Raw genomic sequence first — 13,961 nt, forward strand, 5'->3', positions numbered from 1 at the left:
GACGTCGGGTGGCCGGTCGGGTCAGGCGATCACCAGATGCCGTAGGAGCAGGCCTTCTCGCCGGTGTCGATGACCTGCATGCAGATCCGGGTGCCGGCGTTCGTGCCGTTCCAGTGGTAGCCGGACTCGTCGTGGCTGTTGTTGACGAAGTAGAAGTTGGTGACCTTGGTCCAGTTCTGCTTCACCGTTCCGTCGGTGTTGTAGGTCTTGCGCTCCAGCCAGCCCTTGCAGGAGATGGAGTAGGGCTGAAAGGAGGAGAAGCCGCCCTTGACGTAGCCGTCGGAGGACCGGACGGTGATCGTCGCTCCGCAGATGCGGACGCCGAAGTTGCCCTCGGTCCAGATGTCGACGTAGTCGTCGCCCTTGCGGACGTCGGCCGAGGCGGGGGCCGCGGTGGCCAGCACGCAGAGCGCGGCCAGGGGAAGGGCGGCCCATGCCGCCCCGTTCTCGAGGTTGCGCACGGGTCTCGTCCTTCCGGTGGTGGGCGGGCGGGTCGGGGCGGGGCCGGTCACCAGACGCCGGTGGAGCACTGGGTCTGGCCGCTGTCGATGACCTGCGCGCAGATCCGGGTGCCGGCGTTCGTGCCGTTCCAGTGGTAGCCGGACCTGTCCTGGTCGCTGTTGACGAAGTAGTAGTTGGTGACCTTGGTCCAGTTCTGCTTCACCGTCCCGTCGGTGCTGTAGGTCTTGCGCTCCAGCCAGCCCTTGCAGGACACGGCGTAGAGGTCCGAGGACTGCCAGACGCCGCGCACGTAGCCGTCGGACGCGCGGACCTCCATCCAGCCCTGGCACATGTAGGGGTAGTTGGGCGGGCAGAGGCCCGGGGAGCAGAACGCCACGTAGTCCTTGCCGTACTTGACGTCGGCGGCGGCCGGGCCGGCCGAGAGCACGACGATCGCGGTCGCCGCCAGAGGCAGTCCGGCCAGCATTGCCGATCTTTTTCGCATGACACCGATCTCCGTGAAGCGGGGGCGCTGGACGATCGGGATTCAAACGGCACGCGGCGTGTTCGCCCAGGGGTTTCGATGTTCGGAACAATCCCGAACGACTTTCGGCCGCGCTTCAAAGCCGTGTTGCGGCAGAGCCGGTACTCGGCCCGGCCGGCGGATGCCAAGCGGACAAAATGCTCTTGATCTTCGGAGGGGGGCGGGCCGGGAGTGGCCGGGACCGGACAGCGAGAGCCCTTCGCGCGCCGTTCGCCCGGCGCCGTCGTCGCGGTAGGCGATCAGGCGCCGTCCCGCATCGGAGGGATTTTCTCGGACGGCCTCCCGGCGTGGCACCCGCGGGGATCCCGCCGGATCGTAAGGAATTGTCAGAAGCGATGGTCAGGGTGTGACCGTGCGGCTTTGCCGTCCTGCCGCGGAGTGGTCGAGGGCAGCGGTAAACCCCTTCCGGCGCCCTTCTCGTCGATCTTCATCGCCGGGCAAGAGGCAGGTGACGGTGCGTGAGCCGAACGATGTCCGCCCGCCTGGACGCCCCTTGCGCTCCCGTTTCCCTAGGGCAATCATGTTGTGCCACGCTCTGGCGCCGGGAAGATAGCGGGTTTCTTCCTTAGGGAATGCGCGGCCTCGGTCCGCCATTGAAGAACCGCCAATCGGGAGCGGCGGGAATGGGGGCGGGGTGCGGTGAGGGAATGGCCGGATTCCACTTTGTCGGTGCGATTTCCGGGTTCGATGGAAGGCGATGTTGTTGAGCATTTTTCGGCGGGGACGGTACGGGGGCGCGCGGACGTGGAAGGCGCCGTGGCGGGCGGGCGGTGAGCGGAGGCGCCGCTCGGTCTGGTTCCAGATCGCGGTCCTGCTCGTCGTGCCGCTGGTGTCGCTGGTCGCCATCTGGTCCTTCGCCGCGAACCTCACGCTCGACAACGCCCTCAGCAAGGACGCCACGCAGCGCGCCAACGACAAGGTCGGCCTGCCGGGGGCCCTCCTCGCGAACGGGTTCCAGGCCGAGCGGGCGCTGTCGGTGGTGTTCCTCACCGCCGGCGAGCCGGGGCGGGCCGAGCTGGCCGAGCAGCGGGGCCGGACGGACGCGGCCGTCGCGGCGTTCCGCCGCACCGCCCTCTCCGCCGGCCTGCGCTCCGGCGTCAGCGCCGACATCCGGGGGCGGCTGGACGAGGTGGCGGCCGCCGTCGCGAGGCTGGCGGGCCTGCGGGCCGCGGTCGACCGCGGCGCGCTCGGCTGGTCCGACGCGGCCGGCCGCTACGACGAGCTCGTGGACGCGACGCAGCACCTGTTCAGCGGACTGGTGATCGTCAAGGACATCGGCGTCTTCCAGGCCGGCCGGGCGCTGATCAACATCGGCTGGGCGCGCGAGTACCTGATGCGCGAGGACTGCGTGATGATCGCCGCCCGGGCGCTGCGGAACCGGCTCACCCCCGACGAGCGGGCCGCGTTCGGCCGCTGGGCGGGCGCCGGCCGGCAGTTCTACCGGGTCGGCACCGCCGACCTGCACGGCCCGCTGTCCACCGGGATCGCCGGGCTCGGCGCGTCCGACGGCTACCGGCGCTACCGCGCGCTCGAGGACGCGATCGTCGCGTCGGGCGGGCGGCCCACCGCCGCCCAGGCGGCCGAGTGGGAGCAGCTGTTCCCGCCGCTCAACGCGGCCTGGGCGCGGGCGCTCAGCGCCACCGGCGCCGCCCTCACCGAGCAGGCCGAGCCGATCGGCCAGTCGATCGCCCGGCAGCTCGTCCTCGCGGGCGGGCTCGGCCTGGTCGCGGTGCTCGTCTCCATCGCCCTGTCGGTGCTGTTCGGGCGGGGCCTCGGCCGGGAGCTGCGCGAGCTGCAGCGGGCCGCCCAGCAGCTCGCCGAGGAGCGGCTGCCCTCGGTCGTGGCGCGCCTCCGCCGGGGCGAGCGGGTGGACGTGGGCACCGAGGCGCCGCCGCTGTCGGTGGGGCGCACCGCGGAGGTCGGCCGGGTCGCCGACGCGCTCTCCCAGGTGCAGCGCACCGCCGTGGCGAGCGCGATCGGGGAGGCCGACCTGCGGCAGGGCATCAACCGCGTCTTCCTCAACCTGGCCTGGCGCAGCCAGTCGCTCCTGCACCGCCAGCTGCGGCTCCTCGACGCGATGGAGCGCCGCGCCGACTCCGAGGTGCTGGAGGACCTGTTCCGGCTGGACCACCTCACGACCCGCATGCGCCGCCACGCCGAGGGCCTGGTGATCCTGTCGGGCGCCTCCCCGGGCCGCGGGTGGAGCCGCCCGCTGCCGATGGTGGACGTGCTGCGCGCCGCGGTGGCCGAGGTGGAGGACTACACGCGGGTCGAGGTGTCGACGGGCGAGGAGATCGCCCTGGTCGGCGGGGCCGCCGCCGACATCGTCCACCTGCTCGCCGAGCTGGTGGAGAACGCCACCATGTTCTCGCCGCCGAACACGCAGGTGATCGTGCGCGGCGAGCCGGTCGGCAAGGGCTACGCGATCGAGGTCGTGGACCGGGGCATCGGCCTGGACGAGGCCGAGCGGGAGCGGCTGAACCGGGTCCTCGCCCGGCCGCCGGAGTTCGACTTCGCCGACACCGACCGGCTCGGCCTGTTCGTCGTCGCCCGGCTCGCCGCGCGCCGCAACGTGCGGGTCGGGCTGCAGCCGTCGCTGTACGGCGGGACGACCGCGATCGTCCTGCTGCCGCACGCGCTCGTGGTGAGCGCGCTCGACGCCGACCCGGACGAGGCGGAGCCGCCCGCGGAGGCCCGGGAGCTCCCTTGGCGGCAGCGGCCGGACGGGGCCGGTGAGAGGCCCGCCGGGCAGGAGCCGCCGGAGCCGTCCCGCGCGCCGGACGCCGAGGCGGCGCCGCTCCAGGCGTCCGCGCCGCCGGCCGCCGGCAAGCCCGTGCTGGCGCGCCGCAAGCGGATGGAGAACCTGGTGCCGCAGCTGCGGGCGTCCGGTGCGCAGGCCGTCCCCTCCGCGGAGGAGGCCGGGCGGTCGTGGGCCGAGGCGCCCCCGGGGCGCGCGGAGCCGGAGCCCGAGCGGACGCGCGACCTGTGGGGGGCTCTGCAGGGCGGCTGGGAACGGGGCCGCGACCAGGACGCGCCGGACGGGGCCGCCGGGGAGGGGACGTCATGACGCGATCCGACATCGCCGGCGAGCTCGGCTGGATGCTCGACGACCTCGTCGAGCGGGTCGGGGACGTCCGCACGGCCATGGTCCTGTCCCGGGACGGCCTGATCATGGCCACGACGCGCGGGATGGACCGCGAGAACGCCGAGTTCCTGGCGGCGCTCGCCGCGGGGTTCTTCAGCCTGGCGGCCGGGGCCCGCGACCATCTGGAGGCGGGCGAGGTCCGGCAGGCGGTGATCGAGCTGGAGGAGGGCCTGTTCTTCGTCGTGCCGGCCGGGGTGAACAGCTGCCTGGCGCTGCTCAGCCGGGCCGGGAGCGACGCCGGGCTGGTGAGCTACGAGATGACGATGCTGGTCCGGCGGGTCAGCCGGCACCTGGCCGCCCGCCCCCGCGGCGCCGACCTCGGCGCGGGGTGAGCGGCGATGAGCGGCCGTCGTGAACGGTGGCTGGACGAGGACGCCGGTCCCCTCGTCCGCCCGTACGCCATCACCCGCGGCCGCACCCGGGCCCGCGGCGCGGCGCTGGACCTGGTGACCATCCTGGTCGCCGCCGAGGGCCCGGCGGCGCCCCGGTCCGGCCTGTCCCCCGAGCACCAGCGCGTGCTCCGGCTCTGCCGGGCCCCGCACACCCTGGTCGACCTGGCGTCCCGGCTGGAGCTGCCGCTCGGCGTCATCCGGGTGCTGGTGGACGAGCTCCTGGAGCCGGGCCTGCTGCGGGTGGAGACCCCGGCGCCCACCGCGCTCCCCGACCTCGACGTCCTGAGGAGGATCCGTGACGAGCTCCGGACGATCTGACCGCGCCGCCGCGCCGCGGGCCGCCTACAAGATCCTGGTGGCCGGCGGGTTCGGCACCGGCAAGACGACGATGGTGGGCGCGGTCAGCGAGATCCGCCCGCTGCGGACCGAGGAGTCGATCACCGAGGCGAGCGCGGGCGTGGACGACCTCAGCGAGCTGGAGCGCAAGTCCACCACGACGGTCGCCATGGACTTCGGCCGCATCACCCTCGGCGACGGCCTGGCGGTCTACCTGTTCGGCACGCCCGGGCAGGAGCGGTTCTGGTTCATGTGGGAGGAGCTCGCGCGCGGCGCGCTCGGCGCGGTGGTCGTGGTGGACACCCGCCGCATCTCCGCGAGCTTCGCCTCGCTGGACTACTTCGAGCAGCGCGCGGAGCCCTTCGTCATCGCGGTCAACCGCTTCGAGGGCTCGGTGGAGTACACCGAGGAGGAGATCCGCACCGCGCTGGACACCGACCCCGAGGTCCCGATCGTGCTGTTCGACGCGCGGGACCGGGAGTCGGCCAAGTTCGTCCTGGTCGAGCTGCTGGACCACGCCATCAGCCGCCCGCGCGAGGTCCCGGCCGGCCTCTGACGGTCGGGGGGCCGCCGTGGGATGATCGTGGCCGGTCCCCCGGCCCCCGGTCCGAGCGAGGCGAGTTCGTCCATGAGCGAAGCGGTGTCCGTGCGGCCGTGGCGGGCTCGGGCCCGGCGGTGGGGGCGGCGGCTGGTGCAGGCGGCCGTGGTCGCGTTCATCGTGGTGACGCTGGCCTCGTTCGGGTTCAACGCGCTGACGCGGGGGCACGCCGCGCCGCCGCCGGGACAGCTGTACGTGCAGGCCGGGGACGTGCGGACGCGGTACCGCGTGTGGGGCACCGGCGGCAGCCCGATCGTGCTGGTGCACGGCGCGTTCGAGAACGCCGACATGTGGGAGCCGCTCGCCGGAGCGCTGGCGCGGACGCACATGGTGTACGCGCTGGACGCGACCGGCAACGGGTACAGCGAGCGGCGCCCGCCCTACGACGCGGCGCACATGGGGGCCCAGCTCGTCGCGTTCATCGACGCGCTGCACCTGGTCCGGCCGGTCGTCGCCGGGCATTCCAGCGGCGCGGCGATCGTCGCCGAGGCGGCGCTGCGCGACCCGCGGGGCGTCGGCGGGGTGGCCTTCCTCGACGGGGACGCGCTGCTGACGGGCGCGGGCCAGCGCAACCCGCTGCCCTACCTGCTGCTCGATCCCTACCGGACGTCCGCGCTGCGGCTGGCGCTCCGGTCGGACGGGCTGGTGCGCAGCGCGTACGCCGCCATCTGCGGGCCGCGCTGCGCGCGGCTGGACGACGCCGGGGTGGACCGGTGGCGGCGGCCGTTCATGGTCGAGGGGGCCGAGAAGGCGCTCTGGCAGATGCTGCGCGCCGGCGTCGTCGGCCTGCCGACGGAGCGGGTCGCGGCCCTGCGCGCCCTGCCGATGCGCAAGCTCGTGGTCTACGGCGCGGACGACCCGGTCTTCACCAAGGCGTCGCCGTACGAGACGGCGGCGCTGATCGGCGCCCCCTCCCCCACGCTCATCCCCGACGCCCGCCACCTCGCGGTCATCTCCGACCCGGTTCCGATCGCCGCCGCCCTGGACGCCCTGGCGCGCTGACGCCCGCTCATGCGCCGGGCGCGGCGCGGTGGCGCTCCCAGGTGTCGCGGAGGAAGCCGTACTGGATGCGCAGGTGCTTCGGGGCGGACGGCGGGGCCACCGCGTAGCGCTCGTTCCGCAGGGTCGGGAACGGTTCGGCCGGTACGGAGTGCAGGATCTCCTCCCCCGCCGGGGTGCGCACGACCACGTCCCAGAACCGGGGCCGGCGGTGCAGTTCCACGCCGGTGACCTCGTCCCAGGGCAGGTGCCTGCGCCTGAAGGCGCCGATGACGTGGATGCCCTCCGGCCCGACGACCACCCGTTCGGCCAGCCTCAGCGCCGCCCGCACGGCCAGGTAGAGCATGCCGGCCGCCATGACGCCCCCGACGAACCGGAAGCCGAAGGAGTTCTCGAGCAGGTCGCCGGCCGCGATGATCTTGAGTAGCCACACCGACGTCGCGAGGAGCATGACGCAGCCGAAGGCCAGGAGGGCGCGCCCCGAGGCGCTCGTCAGGGTCATGCGTTCCGCCACGCGGCCAAGTGTGCCCCGATCGCCGCCGCCCCGGCCGGGAAAAAGGGAAGTTCGGGGATCAGGCGGAGGCGAGGTCCTCCAGCGTTCCGACGAGTTCGGCCGGGGTCGGCTGGGCCAGGATCTCCGCGCGGATGCGGGCGGCGGCGGTGCGGTGGGCGGGGTCGGTGAGGAGGGCGTCGAGGGCCGCGCGCAGGGCGGCCGGATCGGCCTCGTGGCCGGGGAGGTGGCGGCCGGCGCCGGCGGCGGCGACGCGGCGGCCGGTGGCGGCCTGCTCGGCGGCGAAGGTGGTGATCAGTTGAGGGACGCCCGCCCGCAGGGCGGTCATGGCGCTGCCGCTGCCGCCGTGGTGGATCACGGCGGCGCAGCCGGGCAGGACGGCCATCAGCGGGACGTGCTCGGCCACCCGGACGCCGGCCGGCACGCGGCCGAGGGCGGCGACGTCCGCGGCGGTCGCGGTGACGACGACCTCGCGGCCGGTGCCGTCCAGGGCGCGCAGGATGTCGGGCAGCAGGTAGGAGCGCGGGCCGGAGGTCGCGGTGAGGGCCGTCGACCAGGTGACGCAGACGCGGGGGCGGCCGGGCGCCGGCGGTTCGAGCGTCCAGGCCGGGACGGGGGTGGTCCCGTTGAAGGGGACGTAGCCGAAGCGGGTGCGGGCGGCCCGGACGGGCGCCTCCAGGGACGGCGGGCACGGGTCGAGGACGTGCTCGATCATGTCCAGGTCGAAGGGGCCCTGGCCGTGGCGGGGGAAGGACCCGCTGTGGTCGGCCGGGACGATGCCCATGTGCGGGGGCTCGTGGGTGCCGACCGGCCCCCACAGGCAGAGCGCCGCCGGCACGCCGGTGACGCGGGCCGCGAGCAGCCCCTCCAGGCTGGCCGGGTCGTGCAGGACCAGGCCGGGCCGCCAGGCGCGGGCGAACTCGACGGCCGCGTCGAAGCTCCGCGCCGCCCGCTCGGCGAGGGCGGGCGCGACGTCGGCCCGGAAGGCGGCGGCGTCGAAGTCGGCGAGGTCGGCCAGCGGCTCGCCGGTGAGCGGGTGCGGCGGGAGCCAGGGGTAGGGGCGGTGGCCGTCGGCGGCCTCCCGGACGGCTTGGAGGCGGAGCCGGGTGAGGACCTCCATGCCGTCCAGGACGGGCACCGGCAGCAGGCCCGTCCGGCCGACCGCCGCCGTCTGGCCGGGGGTGCAGAGCACCCGTACCTCGTGGCCCGCCGCCTGCAGCGCCCAGCCGAGGGGCACCATCGCCGCGTAGTGGGTCGCCTGCGAGGACACGGTGAACACGACCCGCACGTGAGGGCTCCTCGGCCGGGGTGGGCGGCGCCGGTCAGGGGGCGAGGCGGGCGCGGTCGGTCGGCTCGGTCCAGTCGGCCCGGTGGGGCTCGACCTCGATGCGGTGCACGGCCGGGTCGAGGAACGGCGGGCCGAGGTGGGTGAAGGCGTCGAGGTCGGTGGTCTCGCCGAAGGCCCGGTTCGCGTACAGGTCGCGGGCGTAGGGCCACAGGTTCGGGAAGTCCACCAGCCGCCGCTCGCTGATCTTGGCGAAGGGGTTGTAGGTGAGGTCGAAGCGCGCGAGCGTCACCCAGAACCGCACGTCGGACTCGGTGATGGAGGCGCCGTGCAGGTAGCGGCGGGTGGCGAGCCGCTCGTCCAGGACGTCCAGCGCGGCGATGACGCGGCCGCGCAGGCGCTCGTAGTCCTCGTCGGAGGCGGCGCCGGCGACCCGGTAGTTGCCGTCGTTGAAGTTGACGTAGATGTACTCGTTCAGCTCGTCGATCTCGGCGCGCAGCTCGGCCGGGTAGGGCTGGACGGCCGGGTCGCCGTACGCCTCGAACGCGGTGCCGAGGTCGAGGGTGATGTCGGGGAAGTTGTTGCTGACGATCCGGCCGGTCGCGCGGTCCCAGAGGACGGGGACCGAGATGTGGCCGCCGTAGCCGGGCTCGGTCGCCTCGTACGCCTCGCGCAGGAACCGGAAGCCGTTGACGGGGTCGGGGCCCCGGTTCTCGCGGAAGGCCCAGCCGCGCCCGTCGCGCTCCTCGTCCACGTAGGACAGCGAGACGACGTCCTCCAGGCCCTTCAGGATGCGGACGATCGCGCTGCGGTGCGCCCACGGGCAGCGGTGCGAGACGTAGAGGTGGTAGCGGCCGGGCTCGGCCTTGTAGCCGCTGGATCCGTCGGCGGTGACGCGCCCCTGGAAGGGGTAGCGGGGCCGGTTCCAGCCGCCGTTCTCGACCTTGAGCGCGGTGGCGCCGTAGACGCCGTGCTCGTCGTAGTCCACGGGGCTGGCGTAGACGGGGGCACCGGTCGGCGCGGTCATCGATCCGCCTCCAGGGGTCGGGGGGGGTGGTCAACCATTCCTACCACCGAAGAAGGGAGTCCTGGTCAGGCCCTAGGGGTTCCGGGGCCGAGGTCAGGGGGGCGGGCCGCGGGGCGCCCGCCGACGATGGGCGCATGAGAGCCCTGGTCCTATCCGGCGGGTCCGGAACACGGCTGCGCCCCATCACGCACACGTCCGCGAAACAGCTGGTGCCCGTCGGGAACAAGCCGGTCCTCTTCTACGGGCTGGAGGCGATCGCCGAGGCGGGGATCACCGAGGTCGGCATCGTCGTCGGGGAGACCGCCGCCGAGATCGAGGCGGCGGTCGGCGACGGGTCGCGGTTCGGCCTGGACGTCACCTACCTGCGGCAGGAGGCGCCGCTCGGCCTCGCGCACGGCGTCCTCATCGCCCGCGACTTCCTCGGCGACGAGGACTTCCTGCTGTTCCTCGGCGACAACTTCATCGTCGGCGGCATCACCGGCGTCGTCGAGCGGTTCCGCGCCGACCCGGCCGACGCCCGGCTGCTGCTCACCGAGGTGCCCGACCCGACCCGCTTCGGCGTCGCCGAGCTCGGGCCGGACGGGCGGATCGTCGGCATCGAGGAGAAGCCGAGCCGCCCGAAGAGCGACCTCGCGCTCGTCGGCGTCTACCTGTTCGGCCCGGCGGTCCACCGGGCCGTCCGCGCGATCGAGCCGTCCGCGCGGGGCGAGCTGGAGATCAGCGACGCCATCCAGTGGCTGCTGGACGAGGGCCGCGACGTCCGCGCCACGACGATCACCGGGTACTGGAAGGACACCGGCGACGTCGACGACATGCTGGAGGCCAACCGCACCGTCCTGGAGGGCCTGGAGCACGGCGTCGCGGGCGAGGTGGACGCCGACACCGAGATCATCGGCCGGGTCCGCATCGCGGCCGGCGCGATCGTGAAGGCGAGCCGCATCGTCGGGCCGGTGACGGTCGGGGCGGGCGCCCGGATCGTCGGGTCCTACGTCGGGCCGTTCACCTCGATCGCCGACGGCGTCCGGATCGAGGACAGCGAGATCGAGTACTCCATCGTGCTCGGCGGCGCCTCCATCCAGGGCGTGCGGCCGATCGAGGCGTCCCTGGTCGGGCGGGCCGTGGAGGTGACGCCGGCGTCGCGGACGCGCGCCGCGCACCGCCTGGTCCTCGGCGACTACAGCCGGGTGCGGATCTCATGACGCGGATCCTGGTCACCGGCGGCGCCGGGTTCATCGGCTCGCACTACGTCCGCCGCCTCCTCGGCCCGGACGGGCCGGGCGGCGTCGCGGTCACCGTCCTGGACGCCCTCACCTACGCCGGCAACCGCGCCAACCTCGCCGCCGTCGAGGACCGGCCGGGGTTCCGGTTCGTGCACGGCGACATCTGCGACGCCGGGCTCGTCGGCGGGCTGGTCGCCGCGCACGACGAGGTGGTGCACTTCGCCGCCGAGTCGCACGTGGACCGGTCGATCGAGGCGGCGGGCGACTTCGTCCGCACCAACGTCCTCGGCACCGGCACCCTGCTGGACGCGGCGCTCCGCTCGGGCCTGCGGACGTTCGTGCACGTGTCGACCGACGAGGTGTACGGGTCGGTGGAGGAGGGGTTCACGCCCGAGACGGCGCCGCTCGGCCCGAACTCGCCGTACGCGGCGTCCAAGGCCGCCGCCGACCTGCTCGCGCTGTCCTACCACCGCACCCACGGCCTGGACGTGCGGGTGACGCGCTGCGCCAACAACTACGGCCCGCACCACCATCCCGAGAAGCTCATCCCGCTGTTCGTGACGCGCCTGCTGGAGGGCCGCCGCGTCCCGCTGTACGGCGACGGCCGCAACGTGCGGGACTGGCTGCACGTGGACGACCACGCCCGCGCGATCGAGCTGGTGCGCGCCGCGGGCGCGCCGGGCGAGGTCTACAACATCGGCGGCGGGACGCACCTGACGAACCGGGAGCTCACCGGGCTGCTCCTCGACGCGACCGGCGCCGGCTGGGACAGCGTCGAGCACGTCCCCGACCGCAAGGGCCACGACCGGCGGTACGCCGTCGACGACGGCAAGATCCGCGCCGAGCTCGGCTACGCGCCGCGGACCGGGTTCGCCGAGGGGCTCGCCGCGACCGTCACCTGGTACCGGGAGAACCGGCGGTGGTGGGAGCCGCTGGTGCGGCCGGGGCGGCGCGCCTGACGCGGTCCACCAGCCGGGCCTGCTCCACCAGCGCCGCGCCCTCCAGGACCGACGGCGCGCCGTCGCGGACGCGGGCGACGAAGGCGGCGACGGCGCCGGCGAAGTGGTCCTCGGCGGGCAGCGTCAGCTCCTCGACGCGGTCCCGGCGCTCGACGCGGACGACGGCGCGGTGCGTCGCGGGGGGCGTGAACGCCCACGGCAGCTCGATGCGGCCGGTGCTCCCCCACAGCGCGTACCGGGAGCGGTAGGCCCGGTCGGCGCCCCAGGTCAGGTGCGCGGTCGCGCCGCCGGGGGCGGCCAGCAGCGCCGACCCGGACACGTCCACGCCGTGCTCCTCGTCGATCCGCAGGTGGGCGCCGCGCACCTCCAGGCCGGGCCCGAGGTGGAGCAGGGCGGTGCGCAGGGGGTAGACGCCGGCGTCGGTCAGCACGCCGCCGCCGAGGTCGGGCCGGTACAGGGTGCTGTCGGCGGGCACCGGCGGGAACGCGAACTCGGCGGTGAGGCCGCGCACCTCCCCGATGGCGCCGTCGGCGACCAGGGCGCGGACGCGGGCGTGCTGGGAGTGGCAGAGGAACATGAAGTTCTCCAGCAGCGCCAGCCCCCGGGACGCGGCGAGCGCGACGAGCGCCTCGGTGTCGGCGGCGGACGTCGTCAGCGGCTTCTCGGCGAGCACGTGGCGGCCGGACCGCAGCGCCCGCTCGACCCAGGCGGCGTGCAGCGCCGCGGGGAGCGGGACGTACACCGCGTCGACGTCGTCGCGTTCCAGGAGCGCCGCGTAGCCGGTGACGGGGTCGCCGCCGAACAGGTCGGCGAAGCGCCGCGCCTTCGCCGGGTCGCGGCTGGCGATCGCCGCCAGCCGGACGCCGGGGTGGGCCGCGAGCGCGGGGAGCGTGCGCCGCCGGGCGATGTCCGCGCAGCCGATGACGCCGATTCTCAAAGGTCCCGAATTCACCGGCACGGCCTCCGTCCACGAAAAGGGCGAATCGCGACGAGAATAGGGCGGGCGGTGTTCCGCCTTCCCCCTCATGCGCCGCCCGCCGCCCCGCGCTTCCCCCCTACCGACCCCCTGACCATCGGTTTCGGCGGTGCCCGGATATCCGTGCGCCTGCATATTGGAATCCCCGTCCAGACCATTTCCGGGAGGACCGATGTCGGGGATCAACACGGCGCCGGCGACCGATCAGCGAAGGGCCGAGCGGATCGCCGAATCGGCGCAGGCGGCCGACGGCGTCCTCACCCTGGCGGAGTTCCGGGACTGGTTCGCCGCCCGCCGCCGCGACGACGTGTCCCGCGTGGAGCGGGTGCCGCTGGACCGGCTGGAGCGCTGGGGCACCGATCCGGCGACCGGCGACATCCGCCACGACAGCGGCCGGTTCTTCACGGTGACGGGCCTGGCCGCCGAGGTCGCCGGCGCGGCCGTCCCCGCCTGGTCGCAGCCGATCCTGCTGCAGCCCGAGATCGGCATCCTCGGCATCCTGGCCAAGGAGATCGACGGGGTGCTGCACTTCCTCATGCAGGCCAAGAACGAGCCGGGCAACCCCGACGGCGTCGAGCTGTCCCCCACCGTGCAGGCGACGCGCAGCAACTACATGCGCGTGCACCAGGGCGCCCCGGTCCCCTACCTGGAGTACTTCCGCGACACCCGCCGGCACGACGTGGTCGCCGACGTCCTCCAGTCGGAGCAGGGGGCCTGGTTCTTCCAGAAGCGCAACCGCAACATCATCGTGGAGACGGCGGACGAGGTGGAGCCGCGGGACGGCTTCGTCTGGCTCACCCTCGGCCAGCTGCACCGGCTCCTGGCGGGCGACACCGTCGTCAACATGGACGCGCGCACGGTGCTGTCGTGCCTGCCGTTCTCGGGCGTCGGGCTGTCGTCGTCAGTGCGCGCCGCCGGTTTCCGCCGGTCGGTGCTGCGGTCCTACAGCGCGGAGTTCGCGGGGCTGCACGGCATCGGCGACATCCTCAGCTGGATCACCGAGACGCGCAGCCGGCACGAGGTGCTGGCGCGCCGGGTGCCGCTCCGCGAGGCCGCGCTCTGGCACCGCACGGACGGGGCGATCGCGCACGAGTCCGGGCTGTTCTTCCGGGTGATCGGGGTGAGCGTGGAGAGCGGGAACCGCGAGGTCGCCCGCTGGCACCAGCCGCTGGTGGAGCCCATCGGGGTGGGGATCAACGCGTTCCTGGTCAAGCGGGTGGACGGGGTGCTGCACGCGCTGGTGCACGCCGGCGTCCAGCCGGGGTTCCTGGACGTGCTGGAGCTCGGGCCGACGGTGCGGTGCACGCCGGGCAACTACGTCTGGCTGCCCGACGCGGCGCGGCCGCCGTTCCTGGACGAGGTGCTGGCCGCGCCGCCCGAGCGGGTCCGGTTCTCCAGCGTGCTGTCGGAGGAGGGCGGCCGGTTCCGCAACGCCCGCAACCGCTACATGATCGTCGAGGTGGACGCCGGGCACGCGCCCGACCCGGGGCCCGACTACCGGTGGATGACGCTGCACCAGCTCGTCGGG

The 13,961-nt window shown here is 74.2% G+C and carries 13 protein-coding genes and 1 pseudogene; 8 read left to right on the top strand and 6 right to left on the bottom strand.

Features of this window, described 5'->3' with window-relative positions:
• Positions 1 to 29 precede the first annotated feature (29 nt).
• Together K1Y72_RS27760 and K1Y72_RS27765 are read right to left on the bottom strand one after the other, a co-directional pair.
• The gene (locus tag K1Y72_RS27760) at positions 30 to 461 is read right to left on the bottom strand and encodes a hypothetical protein (protein ID WP_220169430.1); all 432 of its coding nucleotides are present in this window, start codon (positions 459 to 461) and stop codon (positions 30 to 32) included.
• Positions 462 to 508: 47 nt separating this feature from the next.
• Positions 509 to 928 (bottom strand): hypothetical protein, encoded by a 420-nt coding sequence (locus K1Y72_RS27765; RefSeq protein WP_220169431.1) that lies wholly within the window; start codon positions 926 to 928, stop codon positions 509 to 511.
• A 760-nt stretch (positions 929 to 1,688) separates the two neighbouring features.
• Between K1Y72_RS27765 and K1Y72_RS27770 the strand changes: the two genes are divergently transcribed.
• From K1Y72_RS27770 to K1Y72_RS27790, 5 genes are all read left to right on the top strand, one after another.
• The gene (locus tag K1Y72_RS27770; RefSeq protein WP_220169432.1) at positions 1,689 to 4,052 is read left to right on the top strand and encodes a sensor histidine kinase; all 2,364 of its coding nucleotides are present in this window, start codon (positions 1,689 to 1,691) and stop codon (positions 4,050 to 4,052) included.
• On the top strand, positions 4,049 to 4,462 hold the full coding sequence (locus K1Y72_RS27775) for a roadblock/LC7 domain-containing protein (protein WP_220169433.1): 414 nt from the start codon (positions 4,049 to 4,051) through the stop codon (positions 4,460 to 4,462). Before K1Y72_RS27770 ends, K1Y72_RS27775 begins: the two co-directional genes overlap by 4 nt.
• Positions 4,463 to 4,468: 6 nt before the next feature.
• Positions 4,469 to 4,840 carry a DUF742 domain-containing protein gene (locus K1Y72_RS27780; RefSeq protein WP_220169434.1) on the top strand — a complete coding sequence of 124 codons (372 nt, stop codon included), beginning with the start codon at positions 4,469 to 4,471 and terminating at the stop codon, positions 4,838 to 4,840.
• Positions 4,818 to 5,414, top strand: coding sequence for a GTP-binding protein (locus K1Y72_RS27785; RefSeq protein ID WP_220169435.1), 597 nt, complete (start codon positions 4,818 to 4,820; stop codon positions 5,412 to 5,414). Before K1Y72_RS27780 ends, K1Y72_RS27785 begins: the two co-directional genes overlap by 23 nt.
• Positions 5,415 to 5,486: 72 nt before the next feature.
• On the top strand, positions 5,487 to 6,458 hold the full coding sequence (locus K1Y72_RS27790) for an alpha/beta fold hydrolase (RefSeq protein ID WP_220169436.1): 972 nt from the start codon (positions 5,487 to 5,489) through the stop codon (positions 6,456 to 6,458).
• Between the two features lie 7 nt (positions 6,459 to 6,465).
• Here the strand turns inward: K1Y72_RS27790 and K1Y72_RS27795 are convergent, their stop codons facing one another.
• The 3 genes from K1Y72_RS27795 to K1Y72_RS27805 are packed head-to-tail and all read right to left on the bottom strand — an operon-like array spanning position 6,466 to position 9,278.
• Positions 6,466 to 6,969, bottom strand: coding sequence for a PH domain-containing protein (locus K1Y72_RS27795; protein WP_220169437.1), 504 nt, complete (start codon positions 6,967 to 6,969; stop codon positions 6,466 to 6,468).
• 58 nt (positions 6,970 to 7,027) lie between these two features.
• A complete protein-coding gene (locus K1Y72_RS37375) occupies positions 7,028 to 8,254 on the bottom strand; it encodes a nucleotide disphospho-sugar-binding domain-containing protein (RefSeq protein WP_220169438.1) in 1,227 nt (408 codons plus the stop codon).
• Positions 8,255 to 8,288: 34 nt separating this feature from the next.
• Positions 8,289 to 9,278, bottom strand: a complete 990-nt coding sequence (locus tag K1Y72_RS27805) for a glutathione S-transferase C-terminal domain-containing protein (protein WP_220169439.1) — start codon at positions 9,276 to 9,278, stop codon at positions 8,289 to 8,291.
• 134 nt (positions 9,279 to 9,412) lie between these two features.
• On the opposite strand from K1Y72_RS27805, the gene K1Y72_RS27810 reads away from it, so the two are divergent.
• Both K1Y72_RS27810 and rfbB read left to right on the top strand, forming a co-directional pair.
• Positions 9,413 to 10,477, top strand: coding sequence for a glucose-1-phosphate thymidylyltransferase (locus K1Y72_RS27810; protein WP_220169440.1), 1,065 nt, complete (start codon positions 9,413 to 9,415; stop codon positions 10,475 to 10,477).
• Positions 10,474 to 11,457: a dTDP-glucose 4,6-dehydratase gene (gene rfbB / locus K1Y72_RS27815; protein WP_220169441.1), complete on the top strand. Its 984-nt coding sequence runs from the start codon at positions 10,474 to 10,476 to the stop codon at positions 11,455 to 11,457. Before K1Y72_RS27810 ends, rfbB begins: the two co-directional genes overlap by 4 nt.
• Here the strand turns inward: rfbB and K1Y72_RS27820 are convergent.
• Entirely contained in the window at positions 11,393 to 12,394 is a 1,002-nt protein-coding gene (locus K1Y72_RS27820; RefSeq protein ID WP_258573956.1) for a Gfo/Idh/MocA family protein, read from the bottom strand. The genes rfbB and K1Y72_RS27820 overlap by 65 nt on opposite strands.
• Before the next feature lie 211 nt (positions 12,395 to 12,605).
• Here K1Y72_RS27820 and K1Y72_RS27825 point away from each other — a divergent pair.
• A pseudogene (locus K1Y72_RS27825) lies at positions 12,606 to 13,958 on the top strand (NDP-hexose 2,3-dehydratase family protein); the annotation flags it as partial.
• Positions 13,959 to 13,961: the final 3 nt, after the last annotated feature.

This window comes from Actinomadura parmotrematis (genome assembly GCF_019458805.1).
Taxonomy (GTDB): Bacteria; Actinomycetota; Actinomycetes; order Streptosporangiales; family Streptosporangiaceae; genus Spirillospora; species Spirillospora parmotrematis.